The sequence below is a fragment of the Streptomyces sp. NBC_01465 genome (genome assembly GCF_036227325.1).
GTDB lineage: Bacteria > Actinomycetota > Actinomycetes > Streptomycetales > Streptomycetaceae > Streptomyces.
The window spans coordinates 6,294,628-6,310,558 of sequence record NZ_CP109467.1 but is presented as its reverse complement, the minus strand read 5'-3'; the positions used below and the strand labels follow the sequence as shown (position 1 = coordinate 6,310,558).

Genomic DNA, 15,931 nt, shown 5'->3' with positions numbered 1-15,931 from the left:
AACTGGGAAGCAAGATTGGTGTAGACCACTGGCGGACCACTGCACCACAACTTCACTCTTCCGTATGGCATTTCCGCAGCCCAGACAGGGTACGGACATCCGTTGACACGTCTAGACCACCGCTGATAAACCTTCGCTTCACCAGTGGACGCCCCTTGATTCATCTGACGCGAGGTCACCGCACCATGGACAGAAGAATGACGCCAGGCATCACCCGGCATCCCCGGAGCCGCCCTCGATTCCGGCTGCTTCTGGCCACCGGAGCCACCGCGTTCGCCCTCGCGGCGGCCACCGCGACCCCGCTGAACCCGGCGCCCCAGCAGGCCCAGGCCGCCGACGGCGGGAAGAAGGTCCTCACCGTCGCGGTCGCGCAGAGCGTCGACTCGATGAGCCCGTTCCTGGCGACGCGCCTGGTCTCCACGACCGCGCTGCGCCTGATGTACGACTACTTGACCAACTACGACGTCAAGGACGGGCACACGGTCCCCGGTCTGGCCACCGCCTGGAAGTCCTCGGCGGACAAACTGACCTGGACGTACACGATCCGGAAGAACTCCAAGTGGTCGGACGGCCAGCAGGCCACCGCCGACGACGCCGCCTGGACGTTCAACAAGATGATGTCCGACCCCGGCGCGGCCACCGCCAACGGCAGCTTCACGTCCAACTTCAAGAAGGTCACCGCCCCGGACCCGCAGACGCTCGTCGTCGAGCTGAAGAAGCCCCAGGCGACGATGACCGCGCTCGATGTGCCGATCGTCCCGAAGCACGTCTGGGAGTCGGTCAAGGACTTCTCGAAGTTCAACAACGACCAGAAGTTCCCGGTGGTCGGAAACGGCCCCTTCATCCTCACCGACTACAAGGTCGACCAGTACCTCAAGTTCAAGCCGAACAAGACCTTCTGGCGCGGTGCGCCGAAGTTCGACGAGCTGGACTTCAAGTACTACAAGGACAACGACGCGGCGGTCGCAGCCCTCCAGAAGGGCGAGGTCTCCTTCGTCCAGGGCCTCACCCCCGCGCAGGCCGCAGCCCTGAAGTCGGCGCCGAACATCAAGGTCAACGACGCCCCGGGCCGCCGCTTCTACGCGCTCGCCACCAACCCCGGCGCCAAGGCCAAGGACGGCACCAAGATCGGCAACGGCAACCCGGCCCTGCTCGACCAGAAGGTCCGCCAGGCCCTGTTCGCCGCCACCGACACCAAGACCATCATCGACAAGGTCTTCCAGGGCCACGCCGTCCAGGGCGAGGGCTACATCCCGCCGCGCTTCACCGACTACCACTGGCAGCCGGACGCGAGCCAGAAGATCGCCTACGACCCGGCCAAGGCGGCCCAGCTCCTCGACGAGGCGGGCTACAAGAAGAACGGCGACGGCAAGCGCGTCGGCAAGGACGGCAAGCCGCTGAGCTTCCGCATCCTCTGCCACGCCACCGACCCGAACGACAAGGCCATCGGCAAGTACATGCAGGAGTGGTGGTCCAAGCTCGGCATCGGCCTCAAGGTCGACTGCCTGGACAACGTCTCCGACCCCTGGGTGGCCGGCGAGTACGACCTGGCCTTCGACGGCTACTCGGTCAACCCCGACCCCGACTACGTCCTGTCGATCCACACCTGCGCGGCGCTCCCCGCGACCGCCAAGGACACCGGCGCCACGGACAACTTCATCTGCGACAAGCAGTTCGACGAGCTCTACGCCAAGCAGGCCGTCGAGTACGACCCGGCCAAGCGCGCCGACCTCGTCAAGCAGGCCGAATCGCGGCTCTACGACACCGGGTACATGAACGTCATGGCCTACCCGAACGCCGTCGAGGCCTACCGCACCGACCAGATCAAGTCCATCGACACCATGCCGCTGGCCGCGGGCAACATCTGGGGCCAGGACGGCTACTGGTCCTGGTGGTCGGCGGTCCCGGCCGGCGCCACCGCGAAGTCCGACTCGGGTACGTCCACGGGCGTCGTCGTCGGCATCGTCGCCGCGATCGTCGTCGTCGCCGGGCTCGGGGGCTTCCTCGCCCTCCGCCGCCGCTCCACCGCGGAAGACCGTGAGTAACTGATGAGCACTGCCTCCACCACACCGCTGGCGGAGGGTGCGGCCGACGGCCCGGTCCAGGTCAGGACCGGGCCGTCGGGCCCCCGCACCCGCACCCGCAGCAATGCGACCGCCTATCTCCTCTACGTCGCGGGCAAACTGGGCGGCGCCGCCGTCTCCCTGCTCGCCGTGCTGGTCACCAGCTTCTTCCTCTTCCGGATCGTCCCCGGCGACCCGGTCCGTACGATGACGCACGGCCGCCCGGTCTCGCACGACCAACTCATCCAATTGCGGAAGCAGTTGGGCCTGGACCTGCCGACCTGGCAGCAGTTCACCGAGTACTGCGGCAAGGCCCTCACCGGCGACCTCGGCACCTCGTACCAGTTCCACGCACCGGTCGGCGACCTCATCGCCCAGAAGCTCCCCGCGACGCTGCTGCTCACGGGCGTGGCCGTGGTGATCTACTCGATGCTCGGCCTCTGGCTGGGCACGCGCTCGGCGTGGAACCACGGCGGCCTCGGGGACAAGATCTCCACGGGCGTCGCCCTCACGCTCTGGTCGGTCCCGTCCTTCTGGCTGGGCCTGCTCCTGATCATCGTCTTCTCGGTCGGCATCGGCCCGATCCCCGGCCTGTTCCCCACAGGCGGCATGGAGTCGGGCGACACGACAGGGATCGCGTACGTCTTCGACGTGGCCCACCACATGGTCCTGCCGGTGCTGACGCTGGTGGCGGTCGGGTACGCCCAGACCCTGCTCGTGATGCGCTCCTCGCTCCTCGACGAGATGGGCAACGACTACCTCACGACGGCGCGGGCCAAGGGGCTCCGGGACGATCTCGTACGCCGCCGCCATGCCGTCCCCAACGCGCTCCTGCCGACGGTCACGATGGTCTTCATCAACCTCGGCCATGTGGCGGCCGGTTCGATCCTCGTCGAGACGGTCTTCTCCTGGCCGGGGCTCGGCGGGCTCTTCTACCAGGCGCTGAGCGTGCCCGATCTCCCCCTGGTCCAGGGCCTGTTCGTGGTCTTCGCGGGCGCGATGATCCTGATGAACCTCCTGGCCGACCTGCTCTATCCGCTGCTGGACCCCAGGGTGGGCCGATGACGACCGCACAACAGCCCGCGTCCAAGTCCCTCGCCTGGACCCGTCGCCGCGCGTCCGTCGCCCGCTTCTGGACGACGTACCGCGCACACAAGGCGGGACTGATCGGCCTGTCAGGCCTGGCGCTGATCGCGCTGGTGGCGATCTTCGCTCCCCTCCTTGTGGGCAGCGACGTGCAGAGCGTCACGAGCGCGCCGGGCGGGGCCCTGGAATCACCGAGCGGTGAATTCCTTCTGGGCACGGACCAGTTCGGCCGCTCGCTCCTCGGCCTCCTCATCTGGGGCGCCAGGATCTCCCTCGTGGTCGGCCTGCTGGCCGCGTTCCTCTCGGTGGCGATCGGGACGCTCGTCGGGATCATCGCCGGGCACTTCGGCGGCTGGTTCGCGACCGTCCTGATGCGGATCACCGACTGGTTCCTGGTGATGCCGACGCTGGTCCTGGCGATCGTCCTCGCGACGGTCCTCGACCACTCGATCTGGACGGTGATCCTCGCGATCGGCGTGACGAGCTGGCCGACGACGGCGCGGCTGGTCCGCGCCCAGACGCTGGCCGTCGAGTCACGTCCGTACATCGAACGCGCGAAGGCGCTCGGCGGCGGCCACGGCCACGTCATGTCGCGGCACGTCCTGCCGAACGTCATGCCGCTGGTCCTGGCGCAGACGACGCTCGGCATCTCCAACGCGATCCTCACGGAAGCCACCCTGGCCTTCCTGGGCCTGGGCGACCCCACGGTCATCTCCTGGGGCGGCATGCTCCAGGACGCGCGCGAGGCGGGCGCGGTGTCGTCCGGCCACTGGTGGTACCTGGCGCCGCCCGGGATCGCGATCGCCCTGGTCGCGCTCTCCTTCACCCTGTGCGGACGGGCGATCGAGTCCGTACTCAACCCGAAGCTGGGGGCGGGCCGTTGAGCGCGCTGGAGATCAAGAACCTGGAGGTCACGTACGGCTCGGGCCCCGGTGCGGTGCCTGCCGTACGAGGCGTGGACCTGACGGTCGACGCGGGCCAGAAGTTGGGCATCGCGGGCGAGTCGGGCTGCGGAAAGTCGACGCTGGCGCTGGCCCTGCTACGGCTGCTCCCGGCGTCGGCACATCTGTCGGGCGAGATCCTGCTCGACGGCGAGGACGTCCTCACGATGAAGTGGGGCCGGCTGCGGGCGGTGCGCTGGGCGGGGGCGTCGATCGTCTTCCAGGGCGCGATGCACTCGCTCAACGCGGTGCACCGCATCGGCGACCAGATCGCGGAACCGCTGCTCGTACACGGGCAGGCGAGCCCGGCCGCGGCGCGGCGGCGCGTGGGCGAGCTCCTGGAACAGGTGGGGCTGCCGGCGGCGCGGTCGGACGCGTACCCGCACGAGCTGTCGGGCGGGCAGCGGCAGCGCGTGATGATCGCGATGGCGCTGGCGTGCGATCCGCAGCTCATCGTGGCGGACGAGCCGACGACGGCGCTGGACGTGATGATCCAGGCGCAGATCCTGCGCCTGATCGAGGAGTTGGTGGCGGAGAAGTCCATCAGCCTGCTGATGATCAGCCACGACCTGGCGGTGCTGTCCGACACGTGCGACCGGCTCGCGGTGATGTACGCGGGCCGGGTGGTGGAGGAGGGCCCGGCGGCAGACGTCTTCGCGGCGGCGGAGCACCCGTACGCACGGGCGCTGTCGTCGGCGTTCCCCCGGATCGGGGACGCGGGGTCGCGGCGGGCGCCGAGGGGTCTGCCCGGGGATCCGCCGGATCCGTCGGCGCTTCCTTCGGGCTGTACGTTCCATCCGCGGTGCGGGGTGGCGGAGGCGGTGTGCGCGACGGAGGACCAGGCGCTGAGGGTGGCGGGGCCGGGGAGGCGGGCGGCATGCGTCCGGGTGGGCGCGGCATCCATCCCCCACCCCGCCCCTTCCCGAAACCGGGGGTGAACCCCCGGCCCCCCGGGCCCCGCCTTTGCGGGGGCTTCGCCCCCTGCGCCCCCGTACGCGACCTTCGGCCGCGTGTCCTCAATCGCCGGACGGGCTGGATTTTGCTGGTGTGGGCTTTCCGGTGTCGCATCCGAACGGACCGCAAGCGGCCATTGAGCAACCCCCACCCACGCCAGCAACCTCCGCGAGAGCGGCGCCGGTTTAGGCGCAAAACCAGCGGTCCGGGGGCAGCGCCCCCGAACCGGGGCCGCACCACTGAAACCCCGCCAGGGGGTCTGGGGCGCAGCCCCAGTTTCGGGAAGGGGCGGGATTGGGGAGACCAGCCCGCTGCAGGCGCACCCCCGGCCCACCCCGACACCGTCCAACCAGCCCAGGAGTACCCATGACGAAGACCCCCCTCCTCTCCGCCGACGCCCTCCGCGTCACCTTCCCCGGCCGCCGAGGCGCCCCACCCGCCCACGCAGTGGACGGCGTGGACCTGGACATCGCCCCCGGCGAAATCGTCGCCCTCGTAGGCGAGTCCGGCTGCGGCAAGACCTCCCTCGCCCGCACCCTCCTCGGCCTCGTCCAGCCCACCTCCGGCCAAGTCACCTTCGCGGGCGAACCCCTCGCCCACACCGCCCGCACCCTCAAGGCGTACCGCAAGCGCGTCCAGCTCGTCCTCCAGGACCCGAGCGGCTCCCTCAACCCCCGTCACACCGTGTACGACGCGGTCGCGGAAGGCCTCCGCATCCACGGCACGAACACCCACGACGGCGACGAACGCGAAGCCGTCTCCCGAGCCCTCTCCCGCGCCGGCCTCCGCCCCCCGGAGCGCTTCTTCCTCCGCTACCCCCACGAGCTCTCCGGCGGCCAGCGCCAGCGCGTCGTCATCGCGGGCGCGCTCGTCCTCGACCCCGAGCTGATCATCGCCGACGAACCGGTCGCCTCCCTCGACGCCTCCGTACGCGGTGAGATCCTTGCCCTCCTCCTCTCCCTCCGCGACGAACTCGGCCTCTCCGCCCTCGTGGTCACCCACGACCTGGGCCTCGCCTGGAACATCGCCGACCGCGTGGCCGTCATGTACCTGGGCCGCATCGTCGAGTCGGGCCCGGTGGAGGAGGTCCTCACCAACCCCCAACACCCGTACACACAAGCCCTGCTCTCCGTCCTCCCGGAGGCGGACGGCGAACCGGTCGTCCTCTCCGGCGAGCCCCCGGACCCCACCCGCATCCCCTCCGGCTGCCGCTTCCACGCCCGCTGCCAGATCCTGGCGAGCGGCGAGGCGGAGCGCGCAGGGGTCGCGGACCGATGCCGTACGGAGGACCTCCCCGTACTCAGCGGCGGAGCCCCGGCCCAACAGGTGGCATGCCACTGGGCAACGGCACCCGCGAAAACAAGTCAGGCCTGACGAACCCGCGCATGGAGGTGCATGTCGTGCCACCCGTCGGCGTGGAGCGCCGCCCCGCGCCGTACCCCCTCCGCCGCGAACCCCGCCTTCTCCGCGACCCGACAGGACGCCGGATTCCCCGTCGAGTGCTCCAACTCCAGCCGATGGAAGCCCACTTCACCCAACGCCCACTGAGCCAGCACACCAAGCGCCCGCGGGCAGACACCACTACCCCGCGCCTCCGGCGCCACCCAGTAGGAGATGGTGGCGGTGCCGTCGACGAGATTGAGGTCCCGCAGCGACATCTTGCCCAGCACAGCTCCCGAGCCCGAGTCGGCGACAGCCCAGTGCGCCCCCTGCTCCCCCTTCCAGGAGCCCCGCCACCGCTCGACCCACTCGCCCGCCTCCGCCAGGGAGTCCATCCGGCGCGCATGCCAGCGCTGGATCGCCGGATCCTGGTACGCCACCATGACAGCACCGGCATCGCCGGGCAGCCACGGCCGCAGAACAACGTCTCCTTCGACCCCGACCGGCAGAACCGGCTGCTCGGTCGCGGACAGTGAACCGGCGGCTATCGCAGGGGTGACCAGTGCAGGCATGGGCCGCATTGTCCGGGCCCCGCCTCCAAAGGATCAACTCCTTTACGGAACAGCCGCGTTCACCACCGCACCCGGCACCCGCCGCAGCCCCGGCGTCTGCACCACCGACACCAGCACCGATGCCCCGGCCATCACCGCCATCGCGCCCCCGGCCGGCACGTACTGGGCCACGGCCCCCGCCAGCGCCGCCCCCACTCCCTGCATCGTGAGCATCCCCGCCGTGTGCAGCCCGAGCGCCTGCCCCTGTACGTCGGGCGGTGTCAGCTCCACGAGCTGCTCCATCAGCACCAGGCTCGCCGCGTACCCGACCGAGGCCACGGCGACGGCGACGGCGACGAGCACCACCGGCATCCCCGGCCGCAGCACGAAGACCAGATACGGCACGGCGAGCAGCAGCCGCAGCGGGGTGGCGAGCCGGGCCCGCCACGCCACCGGGACCACCCGCCCCACCAGCACGTCACCCGTGAACATCCCGAAGGCGGCGACAGCGAGCAGCAGTCCGGCCCGCTCGGGTGCGTACGGGACGAAGAGCGCCTCGCACCCCACGATCAGCCCGTTGGGCACCCACAGCGCGAAGAGAACGGCCCGCCGGGGCGCGGACGAGAAGAGCAGGACATTCACCCGCCAGGTCTCCCGCACCGAGGGCCGGCCCGTGGCGCGCGTGGGCCGGAGGCTCAGTCCATAGCGGGCAACGACCGCCCCGAGAACATCAAACCCCGCCGCGATCAGGAGAGTTGGCCTCGGCGAAACGGCGGCGACCAGCACCCCGCCCAGGCCGAATCCGCAGATCTGCACGATCCCACCGGACATGTTGAAGACCGACCGCCCCAGGACGTACCCCTCCTTCGGAAGGATCTCGGCGAGCAGCCCGTACCGCACGCCGCCGCCCACGGAACCAGCCAGCCCCAGCAGAAGGATCACCGCGAAGGAGCCCCAGAGCGGCAGCCCGGGGACGGCCAGCACCGCGGATCCCGCACCGAAGACGAGGGCAAGGGCGACCAGAGCGGCGCGCGGCCGCAGCCGGTCGGCCGCCGAGAGCAGCGCCACCGCCCCGACGACCTGCGCGAAGGAGCCGCCGAACATGGACAGCGCGGACAGCAGGGGCGAGCCGGTCGTCTCGTAGACGAGGACACCCAGCGCGATGCCGCTGACCGTTGAGGCCGCTCCCGTGAGCGAGACCGTCGCGAAGAGCGGGGTGAACTCCGGTGTGCGGAAGAGGTCTTGGTAGCTGCGCATGGAACGGAGCCTGCGCGGCGCCGGAGAGCGGGCACAATGTTTCGCGGAGGGGCGAAACATGGGGCTGTGGCTGATCGACGCCGACACACTGGCGAACAGCCGCTTCGTCCTGTCCACGCTGTCCGAGACGGTGGCCTGCCTGGTCCTGCTGGAGCGCGGAGATGCCGCCCACCCCGGCGAGCGGACCTGGCTGGCGGCGCACCGCCCCGCGTACCGGCAGCTGATGGCGGCCGATCCCGTCACGCATCAGCTGGTACGGGCGGCGCTGCGCCCGCGCTGGATGGCGGACTTCTTCACCCCCGTGCCGCCCTCCACGGGACCCCTCTCCTTCGAGGCCGAGGTGGCGGTGGTCCGCGCGACACCGCCGGAGGTGGCGGTCGAATGCCTGCGGGTGTCGATGGACGGCCGGCTCCCTGCCGCTCTCGTACGCGACGACCTGCCGGACCGCGCCGCCGATCTGTTCACCTGGGTGTGGGAGGAGACGGTCCTGCCGTACTGGCCGCGCCGCCGGCGCCTCATGGAGGCCGATGTCCTGTCCCGTACACAGCAGTTGACCACCGGCGGGTGGGCGGCGGCGCTGGACGGCATACGGCCGGAGATGCGCTGGCTGGGCGACGGGCAGCTGCGCATCAACCACCAGGACTACCCGCCGCGGACGGTGTCGGGCGCGGAGCTCCTCTTCGTCCCGACCGGCGGCCGGGCGGGCTGGGTGGCCTGGGACGAGGCCGAGCGGCGTTTCGCGGCGGTGTACCCGTACGCGGGAGCCCTGTCGGAGTCCGACCGGTCACCCGCACCGGAGGCCCTGTCCAGGTTGCTGGGACCCGGCCGGGCGGCGGTCCTCACCCTCATCGCCACTCCGCTGAGCACCACCCAACTGGTGGCGCTGACCGGCCAGGGGCTGGGGTCGGTGGGCCGCCACCTGAAGGTGCTGCTGGATGCGGGGCTGGCCGGGCGCAGAAGGGCGGGGCGCTCGGTGCTCTACTTCCGTACGGCGGCCGGGGACACGCTGGTCGAAGCCGGCGCCCGCCTGTAGAGGAGCGAGGCCTGTCATCCCCGGGCCGTACTGCCCGCCAGCCTCATCCGGATGCGGATGACGGTGCCTCCGGGTGTCGTCCGCATGTCGGCGGCGTCGCTCAGTTGCCGTACGATCCACAGCCCGCGGCCGTTGAGGAGCCCGGTGCTCGGCGGCAGGTACCCGGCCAGCGCGGTGTCCAGGGTCCCCTGCGGGTCGGTCACCTCGCAGACCAGTTCGCCCGCCGCGACCCAGATCCGGCACATGCCGCCGCTGCCTCCGTGGCGTACGGCGTTGGAGGCCGCCTCGTCGACGCAGACCAGCAGCGAGTCGAGGCGGGCGGCGGCCAGCCCTGCCGCCCGCGCGTACTGTGCGGTGAACTCCCTTAATCGGGCGAACTGTTGCGGCCCGTCGAAGTGGAACTCGTCCCGCTTCGGCGGCGGTTCGGGCAGCGGCGCCGCATCGCAGGCCGCGCTGAACTCGGCCGGGTCCATGTGCGCCGGATTGGGCCGCACGGCCGCCATCACCGCATCCGCCCCCGCTCCCGCTCCCGTCAGGGAGGGGTGCGTCAGCTGGGCGGCGCGCAGGATCGCCCCGGGCAGTGCGCGGGTGTCGTACGGACAGAGGTGCCGGGCGCCGCTCGACGCGAGGGCGAGGGTGAGCAGTGCCTCGTAGCGGATCCACTCCCTCGCCTCGTCCTCGCTCCGGCCGTCCCAGGGGGCCTCGCCCACCACCCGGGAGGGACCCGGCTCGCGGTGCGCCTGGTCGTGGTAGGCGAGGAGCGTACGGGCGGGTGTGGTGTACCAGTCGGCGGGCGCGAAGGTCACGGCGTCGGCGCGCGGGCCCAGATGGCGGCGTAACAGACGGGTGTTGTACGGGCCGGTGGCGATGAACACCGGCTCCCCCGCGGACAGTCCGGCCCTGGCGAAGGGCACCGCGGTGGCCAGGAACTGCTCGTCCTCGCTGTACATCAGCAGGCTGTGGAGGTGAGTGGCCGGCCTCCGCCCGGACGGCCCTCGGGGTTCAGTCATCGGGGATCAACTCCAGGAGAGTGAGCGGCAGTTCGATCCGGTCCCACCCGCACGCGCCGAGCATCTCGGCGACGACGGGCTTTCGGGTGCACAGGACGAGGCGACGGCCGCGGTCCATCATTGAGGCGTACGTGACGAGCACATGAAGTGCGGAGAAGTTCAGGAAGGTCACTTCGGACAGGTCCACCGTGAGGTCCGGGGCGGGGGCAGGGGCGGGGCCCGGGTGGGAGTCGGAAGCGAGCAGCAGGGCCGCCAGGGCGGCCTGGTTCGTGAGATCCACCTGTCCGGCGAGGCGCACTCCGGGTGGGTCGGTGGTGCACCAGATCTTCAGTTGGGAATCGGCGTAGTACGCGGGCACCGGGACCTCGTCCCTCCGCACACCGTGGACCGCCCAGACCGGAGCCGGGACGCGGTATGGCTGTCGGCCGGCCGCAGAGGACCGGAGCGCGTCCGCCGGCGGGCAGGAGGGACTCCCCTCTTCGGGGCCGCCGTATGCCGGCACCGGAGCAGCGCTCGCAACGGTGGGGGCATCTACGGAGTCATATCGACCGTACGCCTGATCACCGTCACAATGCGGACACCGAGCCTCCGGACTTAGGCGTACCCCGACTGAAGGGACCCGTGCCATGACCTACGGAGAATCCGGCCTCGACGGGACCGTCGACCGCCTCTTGAACGACCATGCCGAGGTCGACGCCTCCGCCGAAGGAGCCCTGGACAACCTCGACCAGTTCCACATCGGCGGCGCCGAGGCGGTCGACCGGCTCATCCCCACCCTGGCCCTCGCGCCCGGCGACACGGTCCTGGACGTCGGCTCCGGCTTCGGCGGTCCCGCACGCCAGATCGCCCGCCGCACAGGCCAGTCGGTCGTCGGCCTCGACATCACCCCGGCGTACGTCGACACCGCGCGCGACCTCACCGCCAGGGCCGGGCTCGGCGACCGCGTCCGCTTCCACGCGGGCGACATCGCGGACTACCGCCCCGACGCGCCCTTCGCGGCCGCGCTCACCATGCACGTCCAGATGAACGTCCAGGACAAAACCACCTGGTTCCACCACATCGCCGAACGCCTCACCCCGGGCGCACACTTGGCGATCTGGGACGTCTGCCAGCCGGACGATGCGGCCGAGCTCCACTGGCCCATGCCCTGGTCGCTGGACGGTACGGACAGCTTCGTCGTGCCCGCCGAGACGCTGCGCACCCGCATCGAGGACGCGGGATTCACCACGACGGAGTGGATGAACGAGTCGGCCTGGGTCCAGAACTGGATCACCCGCACCTTCGCGGACGGCCTGCCCGAAGGCCCCTCCCTGCCGATGCTCCTGGACGACGGCTACACCCGGCTCATCAACTACGCGACCGCGCTCACGGACGGCACCCTGGAGGTCTGGCGCGGCTGCTTCACGAAGGACGCCGGCTGACTCACATCAGGTCCAGCTCGGCACGGACCGTCTTGCCGAGCGGTACGCGGTCCAGCACCTCCCACCGGTCGGCGAGCGCCTCGACGAGGAGCAGCCCGCGCCCGGAGTCCGCGTCGGGCGCGGGGGCGGTGAGGTGCGGGCGGCGCTCGGTGCGGGTGTCGGAGACGTCGATACGGAGGAAGACGGGCGTCTGCAGGAGCCGGAGCTCGAAGTCCCGCCCCGGAACGAGCCCGTGGGTCGTGGCGTTCGCCGCCAGCTCCGCGATGATCACGGCGGCACTGTCGGAGACGGCGGTACCGCGCGGGATGCCCCAGGAGTGCAGCTGATGCAGGGCAAGGTGCCGGGCGAGGCGGGCCCCGAGCCGCGTCGAGCTGAAGCGCTGGGTGAACACACGTACGGTGACCGGCTCTTGGTGGGTGTGGGGGTGCGTCATGGGCCCAATGTGGCGCGCTGCTGGGGCTGTTCACCAGATCAGGGACCCGTACGCTCTGCAAGCGTACGGGTACGCGGGGTAGACAGTAGCGGTAACTGCCCGTGACCATAGCCGACATGACAGACGGTACGGGTGGCGGCGAGCCAGAGTCATCGGACAGCCTCAAGGCATTCGGCGAGGTCGTCAAGATCTTCCGCAAACGCGCGGGCTACACACAGGAGGAGTTCGCACCACTGGTCGGCTACTCACTGCCGACCATCGCCTCCATCGAACAGGGCAGGCGCCTTCCGCCGCCGGGGTTCGTGGAGCAGGCGGAGGAGCTGCTGGACGCCTTCGGCGTGATCAGGGGTGCGGCACGGCATTTGTCGCGACAGCCGGGGCTGGCGAGCTGGTTCAGGCAGTGGGCGAAGCTGGAGGCGGAGGCGATCACGCTCTACACGTACGAATGCCGCCTGGTTCCAGGCCTGTTGCAGACGGAGGCGTACGCACGGACGCTGTTCACGGAGCAGCTCCCGCCGCTGGACGACGCGCAGGTCGAGGCCCAGTGGGTGGCGCGGGCCGAGCGGCAGGGGCTGCTGCGGGAGCGGCCGAACACGGCGTACAGCTTCATCCTGGAGGAGCACCTGTTCCTGCGCGAGATGGGTGGTCCGGAAGTCACACAGGGGCTCATCGATCACGTCCTCAACCTCGCCGATCAACGGAACATCGAGATCCAGGTCATGCCTCTGGTACGGAACACGCATGCCGGGTTGGATGGCCCCATGCAGCTGCTGGAGACACCGGAAAACCGGTGCTTCGCGTACTGCGAGGGGCAACGAGGCGGGCAATTCGTCTCCGTCGCAAAGGAGATCAGCGTCCTGCAGATGCGATATGCCAGGATGCGGTCACAGGCTCTCTCCCTCGTAGACTCCGTGAGCCTGCTGCAACGGATGCGAGGAGAACTATGAGCACCCCCGAACTCGCCTGGTTCAAGAGCAGTTACAGCAGTGGCGGCGATGGCGACTGCGTCGAAGTCGCCCTGGATTGGAGCAAGTCCAGCTACAGCAGCGGCTCCGGCGACGACTGCGTAGAGATCGCCCCCTGCCCCACCACCATCCACGTCCGCGACTCCAAGTCGCCCCAGGGACCCCAACTCGCCCTGCCCCCCGCCACTTGGACCCGCTTCGTCACGTACGCGACTCAACCCTGACGCCGACAACCCCCGGCCGTTCCGCAGGAAACCCCCGCTCCCGAGCCCGAACGACCACACCCAGCACCGCCACCAGGAGCACGATCACGCTCCACGGGAACGACATCGGCCCGAACCAACTCAGCAACAGGCCCCCAACCGCCCCGCCCACCGCCATGAACCCGTTCCACACGGTCACCAGCAAGGCCTGAGCCGAGTCGCCCCCCGCGTCGGTCACCGCGGTCTGCAGCAGCGCGCCCACACCTCCCCAGCCGAGCCCCCACAGCGTCACGGCGACGTACACCGCGCCGGAATGGTCGGCCAGCACCGCAAGCAGCGCAGCCCCGGCGCCAAACAGCACCACAGCAGCGATCGTCAGAACCCTCAACAAGCTGTCGGCCCGCGCCCCGACGACCAGGATGCTCACGATCGACGCGACGCCGAAGACGAGCAGCACCACATCCACGGAGTCCCCCATCCCGTACGCGTCGAGGAACGTGGCAATGTACGTGTAAAGGATGTTGTGCGCCAGCACATACGCCGCCACCACGAACAGCACCGCCACCACCCCCGGCCGGCCCAGCGCCCGCAGCACCGGCTCCCGGCTCTCCGCCCCCTGCCCGGGAAAGTCCGGGACGGCCACGTAGATCCACCCCACCAGCCCGACAGCAAGAACGGTCACCAGCCCGAACGTCGGCCGCCAGCCCAGCACTCCCCCCAGCAGCGTGCCCACGGGAATGCCCAGCGACAGAGCCAGCGGAACCCCCGACATGGTGATCGCGATCGCCCTGCCCTGCAGATGGGCGGGCGCCAACTTCCGTGCGTACCCGACAAGAAGCGCCCATACGAAACCGGCGCCGACCCCCGCGACGAACCGGGCCACCATCGTCACCAGATAGTCCGCCGAAACAGCCGTGACCGTATTGGCCAAGGCGAACGTCACCATCGCACCCAGCAGCAGCGGCTTGCGCCGCCAGGTCGCGGTGGCCATGGACAAGGGGATCGCAGTAACGGACGAGGCAATGGCATAAACAGTGAGCGCCTGCCCCATGGCCGGCTGGCCGACCCCGAGGTCGTGGCTCATCGCAGGCAGAACCCCGGCGGGCAGCGCCTCGGTCAGGATTCCCATGAAGGCCGCGGTGGCGAGCGCGAGCAACGCACCCCAGGGCAGCCCGCGTTGTGTGCAGGTTGTTGTCATGCCTCGTATGCTCGAACCCTCACATCAATGTGAAGGTCAAGCCAGGGCTAGATGAGGCAGGTCACATGCGTATCGGGCAGCTGTCCGAGCTCACCGGAACGTCCCGCAGGCTGCTGCGCTACTACGAGGAACAGGACCTGATCGCGTCCACGCGCGCCGCGAACGGCTACCGCGACTACGGCGACGAGTACGTCGACAAGGTGCTGCAGATCAGAGGCCTCCTCGACGCCGGGCTCCCCACCCGGGTCATCCGGCAGATCCTGCCGTGCCTCAACAGCCCCCGGACCATCAGCATCTCGGACGCGACACCGGAGACGATCGCCACGCTGGAACAGGAGCTGAACAGCATGAGCGAGCGCATCCGCTGCCTCGTACGCAACAGGGACGCCATCACCAGCTACCTGGACGACGTACGCGACGCCACCGCACGCCAGGCCGCCTGAGGCCTACGCCTCGTACGCCTCCACCAGCTCCGTCGACCGCTTCACGTCCGCCGCAATCGCGACGAGCAGCGACTCGATGGAGTCGAACTTCTCCTGCCCGCGCACGTACGCCAGGAAGTCCACGGCCACGTGCATCCCGTACAGATCAAGACCCACCCGGTCGATCGCGTACGCCTCGACCGTCCGCATCACGCCGTCGAACTGCGGGTTCGTCCCCACAGAGATCGCCGCGGGCATCCGCTCGCCGTCCGCCGTCAGCCAGCCCGCGTAGACCCCGTCGGCCGGGATCGCGGAGTGCGGCAGCGTCTCGACGTTCGCCGTCGGGTAGCCCAGCTCGCGGCCGCGCTTCGCGCCGTGCACGACGACGCCCTCGACGCTGTGCGGGCGGCCCAGGATCTCGCGTGCGCCCGTCAGATCGCCCTCGGCGATGAGGCGGCGGGTGAGCGTCGACGAGAAGGGCTCGCCGCCGCCCGCGTCCCCGCTCACGAACAGGTCGATGACCTCGACCTCGAAGTCGTACGTCTCGCCGGTCTCGGCCAGGAACGCCACATTGCCTGCGGCCTTGTGCCCGAAGCGGAAGTTGGGGCCCTCGACGACGAGCCGCGCGTGCAGCTTGTCGACGAGCACCTTCACGACGAAGTCGGCGGGCGACAGCTTCGAGAACTCGGCGGTGAAGGGGAGGATCAGCAGCGCGTCGACGCCCAGCTCCTCCATCAGCTCCGCGCGCCGGTGGTGCGGGGCGAGCAGCGGGGGGTGTGTGCCGGGGCGCACGACCTCGCTGGGGTGCGGGTCGAAGGTGACGACGACCGAGGGAATGCCCAGCTCACGGGCGCGCTGCACGGCACGCCCCATGATCAGCTGATGCCCGCGGTGCACGCCGTCGTAGGAGCCGATGGTGACGACGCTGCGTCCCCAGTCCTGGGGGATGTCCTCCAAGCCACGCCAGCGCTGCACTGATACCGCTCCTCGCCCGAAAACCGAAACCGAACCTGT

General features: G+C 70.1%; 17 protein-coding genes. 10 read left to right on the top strand and 7 right to left on the bottom strand.

Going from position 1 to position 15,931, the window contains the following annotated elements; all coding sequences use genetic code 11:
* The first annotated feature begins 197 nt into the window (after positions 1 to 197).
* From OG707_RS29805 to OG707_RS29785, 5 genes are all read left to right on the top strand, one after another.
* A complete protein-coding gene (locus OG707_RS29805) occupies positions 198 to 2,045 on the top strand; it encodes an ABC transporter substrate-binding protein (RefSeq protein WP_443071419.1) in 1,848 nt (615 codons plus the stop codon).
* Between the two features lie 3 nt (positions 2,046 to 2,048).
* On the top strand, positions 2,049 to 3,128 hold the full coding sequence (locus tag OG707_RS29800) for an ABC transporter permease (RefSeq protein WP_329123702.1): 1,080 nt from the start codon (positions 2,049 to 2,051) through the stop codon (positions 3,126 to 3,128).
* Positions 3,125 to 4,033 (top strand): ABC transporter permease, encoded by a 909-nt coding sequence (locus OG707_RS29795; RefSeq protein ID WP_329123701.1) that lies wholly within the window; start codon positions 3,125 to 3,127, stop codon positions 4,031 to 4,033. Before OG707_RS29800 ends, OG707_RS29795 begins: the two co-directional genes overlap by 4 nt.
* The gene (locus OG707_RS29790; RefSeq protein ID WP_329123698.1) at positions 3,979 to 5,028 is read left to right on the top strand and encodes an ABC transporter ATP-binding protein; all 1,050 of its coding nucleotides are present in this window, start codon (positions 3,979 to 3,981) and stop codon (positions 5,026 to 5,028) included. Before OG707_RS29795 ends, OG707_RS29790 begins: the two co-directional genes overlap by 55 nt.
* Positions 5,029 to 5,410: 382 nt before the next feature.
* Positions 5,411 to 6,418: an ABC transporter ATP-binding protein gene (locus tag OG707_RS29785; protein ID WP_329123696.1), complete on the top strand. Its 1,008-nt coding sequence runs from the start codon at positions 5,411 to 5,413 to the stop codon at positions 6,416 to 6,418.
* Here OG707_RS29785 and OG707_RS29780 read toward each other — a convergent pair.
* Both OG707_RS29780 and OG707_RS29775 read right to left on the bottom strand, forming a co-directional pair.
* Positions 6,409 to 6,996, bottom strand: coding sequence for a GNAT family N-acetyltransferase (locus tag OG707_RS29780; protein WP_329123694.1), 588 nt, complete (start codon positions 6,994 to 6,996; stop codon positions 6,409 to 6,411). The genes OG707_RS29785 and OG707_RS29780 overlap by 10 nt on opposite strands.
* A 42-nt stretch (positions 6,997 to 7,038) precedes the next feature.
* Positions 7,039 to 8,232, bottom strand: a complete 1,194-nt coding sequence (locus OG707_RS29775; RefSeq protein ID WP_329123692.1) for an MFS transporter — start codon at positions 8,230 to 8,232, stop codon at positions 7,039 to 7,041.
* Between the two features lie 58 nt (positions 8,233 to 8,290).
* On the opposite strand from OG707_RS29775, the gene OG707_RS29770 reads away from it, so the two are divergent.
* On the top strand, positions 8,291 to 9,265 hold the full coding sequence (locus OG707_RS29770; protein WP_329123690.1) for an ArsR/SmtB family transcription factor: 975 nt from the start codon (positions 8,291 to 8,293) through the stop codon (positions 9,263 to 9,265).
* Positions 9,266 to 9,279: 14 nt separating this feature from the next.
* On the opposite strand, the gene OG707_RS29765 is transcribed toward OG707_RS29770, so the two are convergent.
* Together OG707_RS29765 and OG707_RS29760 are read right to left on the bottom strand one after the other, a co-directional pair.
* Complete coding sequence (locus OG707_RS29765; protein ID WP_329123688.1) at positions 9,280 to 10,275, bottom strand: anti-sigma factor RsbA family regulatory protein; 996 nt, start codon at positions 10,273 to 10,275, stop codon at positions 9,280 to 9,282.
* Complete coding sequence (locus tag OG707_RS29760) at positions 10,268 to 10,633, bottom strand: STAS domain-containing protein (RefSeq protein WP_329123686.1); 366 nt, start codon at positions 10,631 to 10,633, stop codon at positions 10,268 to 10,270. The genes OG707_RS29765 and OG707_RS29760 overlap by 8 nt, the downstream gene beginning before the upstream one ends.
* A gap of 268 nt (positions 10,634 to 10,901) precedes the next feature.
* Between OG707_RS29760 and OG707_RS29755 the strand changes: the two genes are divergently transcribed.
* A complete protein-coding gene (locus OG707_RS29755; protein WP_329123684.1) occupies positions 10,902 to 11,696 on the top strand; it encodes an SAM-dependent methyltransferase in 795 nt (264 codons plus the stop codon).
* 1 nt (position 11,697) lies between these two features.
* Here the strand turns inward: OG707_RS29755 and OG707_RS29750 are convergent, their stop codons facing one another.
* On the bottom strand, positions 11,698 to 12,129 hold the full coding sequence (locus tag OG707_RS29750; protein ID WP_329123682.1) for an ATP-binding protein: 432 nt from the start codon (positions 12,127 to 12,129) through the stop codon (positions 11,698 to 11,700).
* A 116-nt stretch (positions 12,130 to 12,245) separates the two neighbouring features.
* Here OG707_RS29750 and OG707_RS29745 point away from each other — a divergent pair, with 116 nt between their 5' ends.
* Positions 12,246 to 13,076 (top strand): helix-turn-helix domain-containing protein, encoded by an 831-nt coding sequence (locus tag OG707_RS29745; protein ID WP_329123680.1) that lies wholly within the window; start codon positions 12,246 to 12,248, stop codon positions 13,074 to 13,076.
* Positions 13,073 to 13,318, top strand: a complete 246-nt coding sequence (locus OG707_RS29740; protein WP_329123678.1) for a DUF397 domain-containing protein — start codon at positions 13,073 to 13,075, stop codon at positions 13,316 to 13,318. The genes OG707_RS29745 and OG707_RS29740 overlap by 4 nt, the downstream gene beginning before the upstream one ends.
* Here OG707_RS29740 and OG707_RS29735 read toward each other — a convergent pair.
* On the bottom strand, positions 13,296 to 14,495 hold the full coding sequence (locus OG707_RS29735) for an MFS transporter (RefSeq protein WP_329123676.1): 1,200 nt from the start codon (positions 14,493 to 14,495) through the stop codon (positions 13,296 to 13,298). The two genes, OG707_RS29740 and OG707_RS29735, sit on opposite strands and share 23 nt — an antisense overlap.
* 65 nt (positions 14,496 to 14,560) lie before the next feature.
* Here OG707_RS29735 and OG707_RS29730 point away from each other — a divergent pair, with 65 nt between their 5' ends.
* Positions 14,561 to 14,938, top strand: a complete 378-nt coding sequence (locus OG707_RS29730) for a MerR family transcriptional regulator (RefSeq protein ID WP_329123674.1) — start codon at positions 14,561 to 14,563, stop codon at positions 14,936 to 14,938.
* 3 nt (positions 14,939 to 14,941) lie between these two features.
* On the opposite strand, the gene OG707_RS29725 is transcribed toward OG707_RS29730, so the two are convergent.
* Positions 14,942 to 15,892, bottom strand: coding sequence for a bifunctional riboflavin kinase/FAD synthetase (locus OG707_RS29725; protein WP_329123672.1), 951 nt, complete (start codon positions 15,890 to 15,892; stop codon positions 14,942 to 14,944).
* Positions 15,893 to 15,931 lie beyond the last annotated feature (39 nt).